At 41.8% G+C, this 11,921-nt stretch carries 9 protein-coding genes, 2 tRNA genes and 2 pseudogenes; 7 read left to right on the plus strand and 6 right to left on the minus strand.

From position 1 onward, the window contains the following. Positions 1–3: 3 nt before the first annotated feature. Both DXX93_RS09880 and udk read right to left on the minus strand, forming a co-directional pair. Positions 4–1,248, minus strand: coding sequence for a NupC/NupG family nucleoside CNT transporter (locus DXX93_RS09880; protein WP_116007954.1), 1,245 nt, complete (start codon positions 1,246–1,248; stop codon positions 4–6). A gap of 8 nt (positions 1,249–1,256) precedes the next feature. Continuing rightward, a complete protein-coding gene (gene udk, locus DXX93_RS09885; protein ID WP_116009907.1) occupies positions 1,257–1,895 on the minus strand; it encodes a uridine kinase in 639 nt (212 codons plus the stop codon). A 410-nt stretch (positions 1,896–2,305) separates the two neighbouring features. Here udk and DXX93_RS09890 point away from each other — a divergent pair, with 410 nt between their 5' ends. Together DXX93_RS09890 and DXX93_RS09895 are read left to right on the plus strand one after the other, a co-directional pair. Next, entirely contained in the window at positions 2,306–3,520 is a 1,215-nt protein-coding gene (locus tag DXX93_RS09890; RefSeq protein WP_116007955.1) for a phosphopentomutase, read from the plus strand. Positions 3,521–3,614: 94 nt separating this feature from the next. Next, positions 3,615–5,912: a TonB-dependent receptor gene (locus tag DXX93_RS09895; protein ID WP_116007956.1), complete on the plus strand. Its 2,298-nt coding sequence runs from the start codon at positions 3,615–3,617 to the stop codon at positions 5,910–5,912. 266 nt (positions 5,913–6,178) lie between these two features. On the opposite strand, the pseudogene DXX93_RS21250 reads toward DXX93_RS09895, so the two are convergent. Next, positions 6,179–6,509 (minus strand): annotated as a pseudogene (locus tag DXX93_RS21250) (transposase); the annotation flags it as partial. A 275-nt stretch (positions 6,510–6,784) separates the two neighbouring features. Here DXX93_RS21250 and DXX93_RS09905 point away from each other — a divergent pair. From DXX93_RS09905 to DXX93_RS09925, 5 genes and pseudogenes are all read left to right on the plus strand, one after another. Next, positions 6,785–7,192 (plus strand): hypothetical protein, encoded by a 408-nt coding sequence (locus tag DXX93_RS09905; RefSeq protein WP_116007958.1) that lies wholly within the window; start codon positions 6,785–6,787, stop codon positions 7,190–7,192. A 277-nt stretch (positions 7,193–7,469) separates the two neighbouring features. Beyond that, positions 7,470–7,560, plus strand: a tRNA-Ser gene (locus tag DXX93_RS09910). Between the two features lie 323 nt (positions 7,561–7,883). Then, complete coding sequence (locus DXX93_RS09915; RefSeq protein WP_147302671.1) at positions 7,884–8,858, plus strand: HDOD domain-containing protein; 975 nt, start codon at positions 7,884–7,886, stop codon at positions 8,856–8,858. Between the two features lie 107 nt (positions 8,859–8,965). Continuing rightward, positions 8,966–9,056, plus strand: a tRNA-Ser gene (locus DXX93_RS09920). Positions 9,057–9,448: 392 nt separating this feature from the next. After that, positions 9,449–9,586: pseudogene (locus tag DXX93_RS09925) on the plus strand (transposase); the annotation flags it as partial. An 82-nt stretch (positions 9,587–9,668) separates the two neighbouring features. On the opposite strand, the gene deoD reads toward DXX93_RS09925, so the two are convergent. The 3 genes from deoD to add form a co-directional block, all read right to left on the minus strand. Beyond that, the gene (gene deoD / locus DXX93_RS09930) at positions 9,669–10,373 is read right to left on the minus strand and encodes a purine-nucleoside phosphorylase (protein ID WP_116007960.1); all 705 of its coding nucleotides are present in this window, start codon (positions 10,371–10,373) and stop codon (positions 9,669–9,671) included. Positions 10,374–10,489: 116 nt separating this feature from the next. Continuing rightward, positions 10,490–10,660 (minus strand): DUF1427 family protein, encoded by a 171-nt coding sequence (locus DXX93_RS09935; RefSeq protein ID WP_116007961.1) that lies wholly within the window; start codon positions 10,658–10,660, stop codon positions 10,490–10,492. A 45-nt stretch (positions 10,661–10,705) separates the two neighbouring features. Continuing rightward, a complete protein-coding gene (gene add / locus DXX93_RS09940; protein WP_116007962.1) occupies positions 10,706–11,701 on the minus strand; it encodes an adenosine deaminase in 996 nt (331 codons plus the stop codon). Positions 11,702–11,921 lie beyond the last annotated feature (220 nt).

Below are 11,921 nucleotides of genomic sequence, written 5' to 3' on the forward strand. Positions count from 1 at the left end.
TAATTATAAACTGATAAAAACACCGGCAATGGCGGCGCTCATTAAGTTGGCTAATGTGGCTGCAATCATTGCACGTACACCCAAACGGGCGATGTCCGGGCGGCGACTTGGTGCCATTGAACCAATTCCCCCAAGCAAAATTGCAATAGAAGAAAGGTTAGCGAAGCCGCACAGTGCAAAGGTGATAATGGCTTGGGTGGTAACGCTTAGGTTTTCTTTTACTTCAATAAACTGGGCATAAGCAAAAAACTCGTTAACCACGATTTTCTGGCCAATAAAACTGCCGGCTTGGAGCATTTCATCAACTGGGACGCCAACGATAAAGGCGATAGGTGCAAATAAATAGCCCAATATCCATTCAATGGTGATACCTTCAAAGCCAAATAGACCTGTTACCCCTTGAACTATGCTATTTAGTAAGGCGATTAGAGCAATAAATGCCAATAACATCGCACCAACATTCACGGCCAGTTTCAAACCAGAGGCTGCGCCAGAAGCGGCGGCGTCAATAACGTTAGCGGGTTTTTCCTCGCCGTCACTAAATTCAACGTTTTGCTCTAATTTTTCGCGAGACTCAGTTTCTGGCATGATGATTTTGGCCATTAATAAGCCACCAGGCGCTGCCATAAACGATGCGGCGATAAGATACTTTAATTCGACACCTAAGCCAGCGTAACCGGCTAACACAGAGCCTGCAACCGATGCTAAACCACCCACCATAATGGCGAATAGTTCGGAATTACTCATGTTTTTAATGTAAGGGCGAACCACTAATGGCGCTTCGGTTTGACCAACAAAGATATTAGCGGTCGCCGATAAAGACTCAGGTTTACTGGTCTTGAGGAGCTTTTGTAAACCGCCCCCAATCACTTTGATCACCTGCTGCATGATGTTTAGGTAATAAAGTACGGCGATCAGTGACGAGAAGAAGATAATGACAGGTAGTACACGAATCGCAAAAACGAAGCCGACACCATTGTCAAACATAGCGTCGGTGCCTAAACCGCCGAATAAGAAATCAATTCCCGCTTTAGCAGAATCAATCACATGTTGAACACCATTTGACATGGACGCGAGTACATCTTTACCAAATGGAATGTAAAGTACAAATGCTCCAAGTAACACTTGCAAACCAAAAGCTAAGCTGACCGTACGCCAGTTAATATCTCGACGTTTGTAAGAAAGTGCATAGGCAATTGCGAGCAGCGCAACTATACCTAGCACGCCACGCAGTGCTGTTAATTCCATATATTCCTCTAATTATTGTTATAGGTAAGTTGACGGATTTTGGCTTTTAATACTTCGATAGCCATTCTGTTTTTGCCGCCACGAGTAATGACAATATCAGCATGAGCTTTTGCCGGCTCGATGAACTGATAATACATAGGTCTTACGGTTTCTAGATATTGGTTGGTAATTGAATCGATACTGCGACCACGCTCTGCTGTGTCACGCTTAATGCGTCTAATCAAACAAATATCGAGCGGGGTATCCATGTAAACTTTGATGTCAAAGTGTGATCGCAATTGCTCGTTGGTGAGTAGCATAATACCTTCGATCAGAATAATGCTCGTTGGTTGTATGCTAATGGTATCTTGATTACGAGTATGTGTTTTGTAGCAGTAAGTAGGGCACTCAATTGCCTTTCCCGATGATAAATCATTCAAATGCTGTGCTAGCAGCTCGTGTTCGAACGCGTTCGGGTGATCGTAATTTGTGCGCACGCGCTCTTCCATTGGCAAATGGTCTTGTGCACGGTAGTAAGAATCTTCCTTGATGATAGAAATACCTTGCTCTCCTAGTTCAGGTAATAGTTCATCATAAATCGTTTGCGCAAAAAGTGTTTTGCCAGAGGCCGATGCACCAACAACAGCGATTATAGTTGGCTTAGCTATTTGATCAGCATTCACTTGGTTAGAAATCCTACTAAAAAGAAAGTAAAAGACAGTTGAAAAACCGCTTCGTTAATTGTGGCGTATTTTGACGCTTTTTTCGTGATTTTGATAGAGCTTGGACGCCTTGTTATCAATTTCGAACAACTTTTTTAATGAATTGCCTGAAAACTGACCGTTTGGCTTATTATTAAGCTTGTCTTTCATCGGAAAACTGGTAAATTACCACAACCTGACCATTCGGTCATGTTTATTTGGTTTTTAATTAGTGATTGACAAGCAGCCAACGCAACATGGTTTGCTTACAAACTAAACACACAATGTTCATGTTTAATAATGCAAAGGATATAATTTAAACATTGAATGGCGATTAATCGCGATAACGCTTTTGGTTAAGTTAAGTTGAGGTAGCAATGGCGAAAGTCATTTTAATGGTTATTGATGGTTTTGGTGTTGGTCAGGCACCAGATGCAGAAAAATTTGGCGATATAGGGGCGAATACATTTGCCAACCTAGCGCGAGAGTTTGAAGCGAGCGAAGGTCGCCCATTACATTTACCTCAGCTTGCTGGCATGGGGTTATTAGCACTTGCCGAGCAAGCGTCAGGCACGCGAGTAAACCATGCACCTGTACCTGAAATTAAAGGGGCATATGGTTATGCTGCTGAATTAAGTACAGGTAAAGATACACCATCAGGTCACTGGGAAATGGCTGGTGTACCAGTGTTGTTTGATTGGGGCTACTTTAGCGATAAAGACAATAGCTTTTCGCCTGAGATAATGGCAAAAATCAATGAAGCTACCGGTTTTGAAGGTATGCTGGGCAATCGCCATGCCTCAGGCACAGTGATCATTGAGCAATTAGGTGAAGAGCACATCAAGAGCGGTTTACCGATTTGCTACACCAGTGCTGACAGTGTCTTCCAAGTTGCTGCACATGAAGAACATTTTGGTTTAGACAACTTATACAAATACTGTGAAACAGTACAAAAAATTGTTGAACCCATGAATATTGGTCGCGTTATTGCGCGCCCATTTGTGGGTGAAGATGCGCAATCTTTTGAGCGCACCGGTAACCGCCGCGACTACTCCATTTTACCTCCGGCACCGACGATGCTTGATAACATTACCAATGCCGGTGGCACTGTGATCAGTGTTGGTAAAATTGCTGATATTTATGCACACCAAGGTGTCTCAGTCAAAACTAAAGCTACAGGTATTGACGCGCTAACTGATGCAACTATTGAGCACATTCAAACGGCACAAGATAATTCATTAATCTTCACCAACTTAGTTAACTTTGATCAAGACTACGGCCATCGCCGTGATCCGGTGGGCTATGGTAAAGCGCTTGAAGCATTCGATAAGCGCATTGCTGAGATCAAAGCCGTAATGCAAGATGATGATTTGTTATTATTTACAGCAGATCACGGTTGTGACCCAACTTGGCATGGGTCAGATCACACTCGTGAGTATGTCCCCGTACTTGCTTACCACTCTTCGATTAAGTCAGTAAATCTCGGGGAAAGAGAGACATTTGCTGATATTGGCCAAACTATAGTTGAATTATTTGAGGTTATAAAACTTTCCTATGGGACAAGTTTTTTAGACGAATTAAAATTTAGCTAGTAGAATCTTTACCCGAAGTCGGGGCTGGCATACATAAAAAAACAACAGTTAGTCCCGTTTTGCTTATTACTTACGCAACCTTCGGGAGAATATAATGAAACTGTTGAAGCAGTCTTCACTGGCACTGTGTGTGCACGCCGCTCTTTTTTCTACCAGCGCAATTAGCTTTGGTGCTCAAGCTCAAGAAGCACAAGCTGATAAAGTGGTTGGTGTTGAAGTTATTGAAGTAACCGCACGTAAAAGAACCGAAAACGTAAAAGACGTTCCTATTGCTGTATCAGCACTAACCCCTAAAAAATTAGAAGTACTCGGTTCATCGGGTATGGATGTTCGCGCACTGTCGGGCAAAGTACCAAGTCTGCTTATCGAATCATCTTTTGGTCGTACGTTCCCGCGTTTTTATATTCGCGGTTTAGGTAACACGGATTTTGATTTACTCGCCTCTCAACCTGTTTCTTTAGTATACGATGACGTAGTACTTGAAAACGCCCTGACTAAAGGTATGCCGATGTTTGACATCGAGCGTGTTGAAGTATTACGTGGCCCACAAGGTACCTTGTTTGGTCGTAATACAACGGCTGGTATCGTTAAAGTACAGTCTAAAAAACCGACACAAGATTTTGATGCAAACGTTTCAGCGTCCTACGGCACCTACGGCTCAACAGATTTACGTTTAGCTGTAGGCGGTGGTTTAACTGACACGCTATCTGGCCGCGTAGCGCTTTTACAACAAGATCGCGACGACTACATTGATAACGAAGCGCCCGGTTTTGAAGCGAAAGATCAGTTAGGTGGCTACAGTGAAACTGCGGGTCGAGTTCAGTTGCTTTGGGAGCCAAATGACGAGTTTAGCGCGCTATTTAACTACCACTTCCGTGATGCCGAAGCTGATGCACGAGTATTCCGCGCCAACATTATTAAGCCGGGTACTAACGATTTAATCGATGGTTTTGATCGCGATACTGTTTTCCAAGATGCTGCAAGCCGCAATGAACAAACCGTTGATATGAAAGGCGCAAGTTTAAAGCTTGAGTACGACATGGGCGATCACACGCTAACATCTGTTAGTGGTTACGAGTCAGCTGAAATTTTCTCAGTCGGTGATATTGACGGTGGTTACGGTGCAGCCTTCTTACCAACGGGTTCAGGCCCTGGCGTTATTCCATTCCCGTCAGAAACTGGCGCAAGAATGCCTGATCACAAGCAGTTAACGCAAGAGCTTCGCATTTCAAGCAATGAGCTTGGTAAATTAGATTACCAATTTGGTTTATTCTACTTTGACGAAGACTTAACGATTAACAACTTGAGTTTCGACACACTTGGCGGTGGTGCTCAAAATGGTATCGCAGTTCAAAATATGGAAACAACAGCTTGGGCGGTATTCGCTTCTGTTGATTACGAAATTTCTGATCGCGTTAATGTTAACGGTGGTATTCGTTACTCAGATGATGAACGTGAGTGGGATGGTACCTTAGTGCAATCTCCATTTGGTAATCCGTCATTTGATGAAGTAACAAGTGTTGATGACTCACAAGTTTCAGGTGATTTAAGCGTTAACTACCGCTACAGCGATGAAACTAACCTATATGCGCGTATCGCTCGTGGTTACCGCGCACCAAGTATTCAAGGCCGTAACTTATTATTCTCTGGTAATGCAACAACGGCTGACTCAGAAACTGTGGCATCAATCGAAACGGGTTTTAAATCAACAACTGCTGATAGAATGGGGCGTTTAGATGGCTCTGTGTTTTACTACGAAGTGAGTGATCAACAATTAACTGCTGTTGGTGGTGGTGGTAACTTAGCATCGCTATTAAATGCCGATAAAGCGGTAGGTTACGGTTTTGAATTAGACGGTGAATACTTTATCACCCCAGATTTAGTTGTTGCGGGTAGCGTAAGTTACAACAACACTGAAATTCAAGATAAGGGTTTAGAAGTTCAAGCATGTGGTTCGGCATGTACGATAAGGGATCCATTCCGCCAAGTTCCAAACAATTTCGCTGCAGATGGTGATGGTTTTGACGAATTTGCATTAATCGATGGTAACCCTTTACCGCAATCGCCAGAGTGGATCAGTAACTTATCGATTCGTTGGTCTAAAGAATTGGGCGAAGGCGAATTATATGTTTACTCAGATTGGTCATACCGCAGTGAAGTAAACTTCTTCCTATACGAGTCAGTTGAATTTGAAGGCGATGCGTTAACCGAAGGTGGTATCCGTGTCGGATACGAATGGTACGGTGATGATGCAGATTACGAAGTCGCTGTTTTTGGTCGTAACATTACTGACGAAGAGCAACTAACCGGTGCGATCGACTTCAATAACCTAACAGGTTATATCAACGAAGGTCGCTTCTGGGGTGTCGAGTTTAAAGCTAACTTCTTCTAAGCAACCTTTAGTTATATTAGAGTCACTTAAAAGTAGCTAACAAGTTTAAGTCCATGTTTATGGTGAAGCTTGTTAGTGAAAATTAGCTGAAAGACGACACATCAATTTTAAGCATCATAAAATGCCGAACGTTAAGTTCGGCTTTTTATTTTCAGCCCATTTAATCTGTCCTGACTCATCTTAAATCCCGCTGTGATTTTTAGCGAAGTCATAGAGGAAAATAACATAAGCAGATACTTACGAGTAGTTAGGATGAAAAAGTCGGTACCTTTATCGGCAAATAGGCTGTCCGTGATATCGTCGACTATATCTGACACTGGCCTTCTATCATCAACATTGCCCTCTGTGGCTTTTGCCACAAGTAATCCGCCTCATCATTCATTACCAGAAGAAGCTTCGAGCCATAAAACCAGCCCATAGCACCTCTACAACGTTCAGCAATATCGGCGAACACGGAATACGTATATTGTGTTGAACTTTCAATGAGATGAGGTCAATAAATGCAATGCCTGTCGCAATCAAATGTGCTTGCTATTGTGGTTTAAATAACAAACAAAAGTCATCGACATCTAGGTATATTGCGTTTAAGTTGTCCATGCCCTTATCCTTGGTGTCATCACGGGTAAACAAGCACCGACTAAAGCTGGTGGCGTTACTTTTATGATGCTGGTAGATGATACGGGAAATATCAATCTAGTTGTGTGGGCAGCAATATCAAGATTATAAAAGCAGCCTTATATGACCGCTAAAATACTCAAAGTGACGGGTATCGTGGAGTGAGAAAAGGAGGTAATTCACGTGATCGCAGGTAAGTTGACTGATGTAACTCATGAACTTGGCTCACTTAATTCCAAATCACGGGATTTTTATTAATGTATAACTATAACCGCTCTCGAAATAAACGCCGCAACAAGCTGTACGCTATCAAAAAGACGGGCATTAAAGATGAGAATATAGACAGACAAATTATTGCTATTCATCGCGCAATTGCTGAGAAATTATTAGTTCACCTTGAACTGGCTGAACAAGTTAAAATGCGACTAGAACAGCAGCGCGACGAAAAGAAAATACGCTACAGCCATTTTATTAACTGGTACAGTATTTTGGAGCTTATTGAACAGCCAGAAGTGTTTATAAATGCCATGACCGAAGATACACCACAAATGAGGTGGTTAAGACGCAAAACGCCATTTGTAGGTATTTTAAATGAAGAGGAACGACAGCGTGCAATTAACCATAACGCCCTTGGCACGATAGACTCTGTTGAAGTTCTTTTCTAATGGGCTAACTATTGGTTAAATTTTGTTAAACCAGTGGATTATTAAAATAGAAATCATCTCTATAGTAATCCAAGAAGAGAATAGGTTTGTCATTTTTTTAATATGAAAAAGTCGTGGCTATCGCTTGTTTTATATACTACGAAGCATTTTAAAGATGATATTTTGAGCATTCGAACGCAACATCTTCATTAATGAATTAATTATTGAAATAAACGCTTTACAAGCACAGAAACACGCTTTAATATGCGCACCGTTCCCAAGCAAAGGGAACAAATCTGGTGAGATGGCTGAGTGGTCGAAAGCACCGGTCTTGAAAACCGGCAGGGGTTTGTAGCCCCTCTAGGGTTCAAATCCCTATCTCACCGCCATATCCTAAAACCTCGCAAATGCGGGGTTTTTTTTTGCCATTAACTTTTGTTTAAGGGAATAGCGCTCAGTTATTGTGTTACCATTAGCGTTGCTATTTAGGGTCAGCTAAACGTCATTTTTGAGCTAGCTGTTCATTAGTCGTCATACTAACTACTTAAAATTAAGCAGTTAGTGTTTTCTATTCACAGGCTGTACATTCGTGTTTCGCAAACTTTTAAAATCAACTCTCCCAACACTCGCTAAATCAAAATCTAAACCTAATTATGAAGCATTTGCTCAAAGTAAAAGTGCTCCACCTGTAGAACCGTTGCCAACTGAAAATATGATGTCTCAGCAGGTGTCGCCATCCTCTGTTGAAGTCACAGAGCCTATTAAATTTGAATTAACGCAAGCTTTCACAAGTTATCTATTTAACTCTCAGGTGACGGGTAGGCAAGAAGATGCCATCAGCCAGTTTGTTAAGCAACAGGTCGAAACGATTATCACAACACAAGCTAAGGCGATAGTTCACGAGTTACCCGTGATGCCTGCCACTATTACTGAGCTTGCTAATCAACTATCAACTGAAGATTTTGACACCGATCACTTACTAAAAATAATTGCTGCAGAGCCGAGCATTGCCGCAGATATTATCAAGCTTGCTAATTCCACTAAATATAAACGTGGTGATAAAGACATTACGGATCTTAAAGCCGCCTTTGTAACAGTGGGCGCTGCTGGCTTGTTAGAAGGGGCGGTATACGGCTACATAAATGGCTACAAACCTGTCACGAACGTATATTTTAAGCAGTTTGGTGAGCGCATCTGGCGGCACAGTCAAAACACCGCCGATTTTACTCAAGCGATTATTAAAGGTCAGGCGCCAGAGTTAGCTGCCACTGCCTATTTTGTTGGATTATTGCGTAACTTGGGTAAGATGGTGCTGTTTCAATTACTTGTTGAAGCCTTTAGCTGGGTAGACCCAGACTGTAAACCTAATGCCTATATATTGAAGCAGATTATTGATAAATACGGGTTAAAGTTGACGTATACCATTGCCAAGACATGGCAATTACCGGAAAGTGTTTTATTGCCTATCGCGGTGCAAATTAAAGCGACAAGTACGGCTCAACTTGCCTCAGTTAAAGATAAGCATCAAGTAGCTGTCGCTAATTACGATGCGAGGAAACTAAGCCAACTACTCATGTTGAAACAAAGTGCTCGCATTGAGGAAGAAGATTTTTATCGCGAACTGAATCTGCTAGTAAACAACGTGGAAGCACGTAAGATTGCTGAAAAATACATCGCTGCTGATTAGATTGTGATCGAACGATGCAATATTGTCATTTTATTGAAATAAACGCTTTACAAGCGACTAAGCACACTTTACTATGCGCACCGTTCCCAAGCAAAGGGGACAAATTTGGTGAGATGGCTGAGTGGTCGAAAGCACCGGTCTTGAAAACCGGCAGGGGTTTGTAGCCCCTCTAGGGTTCAAATCCCTATCTCACCGCCATATTCGAAAAGGCTGCACAATGTGCAGCATTTTTTCGTTCTAAAGCCCTATCTAAACGCTTACCATGTTAACTAACATTTATGCTCGCATCGGACTATTATGCTATTACTTGCCCCTTGATGTAGGATTTTTTTAGGTGTTTCATCATGTCGTTATAAAACATTGTTAACGTTCGCTCACCACCTTCAAAGCAGGTACTCATAGCAAGCCCTTTATTATTTTATAAGCCTCGAAAATCAAACGCGTATCCATTTCAAATTACTATAATACCATTTTAATTAAATATCTGATCTAATAAGGGTTGTTATCATAATCTTCATTAACCGCCTTGAACTTAAAAACATCAAAACAGCTTTTATACCAATTGAATTAATTAATTGATCAATTGGTATAAATTGTGGGGTAATCACTTTTGGCAAAGAGGTTACTTTGTTGATTCAGTAGGGATAAATGAGGAAATGATTAGGCAATATGTTCGTCATCAGGAGAAGCAAAAGCGGATAGAAGCAGAAGCTCAAATGGGTTGCTAGACTAAATAATGCCCCCTTCGAGGGGCTCAACGAAAGCCACCTTCTTTAGAAGGTGGTAATTTACTTTCTTTGAATTAAGTGTTTATAGAATGCTCTCTAGCGTTAATTCCATCATATCCTTGAAGGTATTTTCACGCTCATCTGCAGTGGTTTCTTCACCCGTTTTGATGTGGTCACTTACCGTTAGCACGGTGAGTGCTTTTTTACCGTATTCAGCAGCAACACCGTATAAACCAGCAGCTTCCATTTCAACAGCTAAAATACCTAAGCTTTCCATTTTAGCGAACATTTCTGGTTTTGGTGTGTAGAATAAGTCAGCAGTAAAGATATTACCAACATGAACATCTTTGCCCAGTTTGTCGGCAGTATCGACAACATTTTTTAATAAACCAAAATCAGCCGTTGCCGCAAAGTCACAATTGTCTAGGCGATTGCGGTTTACATTTGAGTCTGTGCTCGCCGCCATACCGATAACAATATCGCGTACGTTAATGTCATCGCGCACTGCGCCACAAGAGCCAATGCGAATAATATTTTCTACGCCGTATTCTTTGTATAGTTCGGTTGCGTAGATAGAAATAGAGGGAATACCCATACCTGATCCCATCACAGAGATGCGCTTACCTTTATAAGTACCCGTAAATCCAAACATGTTGCGTACACGAGTAACGCATTTTACGTCTTCTAAGAAGTTATCTGCGATGAACTTGGCGCGTAGTGGGTCGCCAGGCATTAACACTGTTTCGGCAAAATCGCCGACAGCAGCTTCAATATGTGGAGTTGCCATAATAAAACCTTATGTTGATTAGGTTTCAGTAAGTTTCTAGCCAGATTTTCTCTGCTATCAAGGGTTTTTTACTGAAGCGTTTATAAAAATAGTTCGTTATTTGTTATTTATTGTCGTTAGCTAAAGAATCGTTCAACAATCCAATGATAGCCAACACTGCCAAGGTAAATACCAAAAATACCTGCGATACCTGAAATTACTGGCGGTGCAGGTAGTGGCAGTTTAAGTAGGGAAAACACAATCCCAACCAAAGCACCTGTGCCTAAAGATAAAAGCACTTCACTCATAAATGCTCCTTAGCGCATCGTTTACTATGTGATTTGCTATTTAGTTTACTTGGTACGCAGTGCTCGTTTTTCACTATCCGAGAGAAAGCTCATAGTAATGGCATTCTCTTGCAGTTTTGTGAACTGCTCTGTCGAAAAGTTAAACAGCTGCTTCGCTAGTTCGAATTCATGCTTTATTTCTATGTTTTCAACGGCAGGGTCATCAGTGTTTAAGCACACTAAATTACCATTCGCTAAAAAGGTTGTGATCGGATGTTTACGCAAATCACTTACTGTGCCTGTTTGAAAATTAGACGTTAGGCAAGATTCGAGGCCGATATTATACTTGGCCAAATGGTCAAGTAAATCTTTATCTTGATAACTGTTAACACCGTGACCAATTCGTTCTGCGCCTAATAAGTTTATCGCCTGCCAAACACTTTCTGGCCCTTGTGCTTCACCAGCGTGCACGGTAATTCGCATATCTGCATTGCGCGCTTGTTTAAATAAATCAACAAATAATTCACAAGGGTAGTTAGTTTCATCGCCTGCTAAATCAATGCCTGTGATATGTTCTTTGTGGGCTAATAGTGCATTGAGCTCTGTGGTGCAATGCTCGACGCCAAAGGTACGGCTTAAAATGCCTAAGAGATTTATTTGAACGGCATAGTCTTGCTGACCAGATCTAATCCCATCAACCACAGCGGCAACCACATCGGCAACGGGCAATTGATGAGTCATTGCCATATAAAAAGGTGAAAACCTCAACTCAGCATAGCTCAACCCTGCGTGGTAAGCGTCTTCAACATTTTCGTATGCAACCCGTTTAACGTCATCGAGTGAAGTCAGTACTTTTACGCCCCAGTCCAATTTAGCAAGGAATGACAATAAGTCAGGTTCGCTTTCTTGAATTTGAACATGCGGTAAGAAGTCTTGGAGATTGTCAGCAGGCAACTGAATATTGTTCTGCTGGGCAAGCTCCCAAGTGGTTTGCGGACGAATGTTACCATCGAGGTGGCGGTGAAGGTCGATCAAGGGCAGGTTTGGGTTGTAACTGGTCATATTTTCCTTATTTTTATCAGAACTTAATGCGAGTGTAAGTGGAGTTTGCTATTACCGAGTAAATGATGACTGTAGGCTGTTAATTAGCCTGTCAGTTATGCAAGTTGCAATTGCTCAACATTATACTGCTTTTTTCGTCGTGAATGGGGGATTTTCGGTTGGTAATTGCAGTTATTCCTGCTAGATTAACTGCGGGATTAGTTATTTAGGCGTCTAGACG

This window comes from Thalassotalea euphylliae, assembly GCF_003390335.1.
In the GTDB taxonomy this organism is placed as follows: domain Bacteria; phylum Pseudomonadota; class Gammaproteobacteria; order Enterobacterales; family Alteromonadaceae; genus Thalassotalea_F; species Thalassotalea_F euphylliae_B.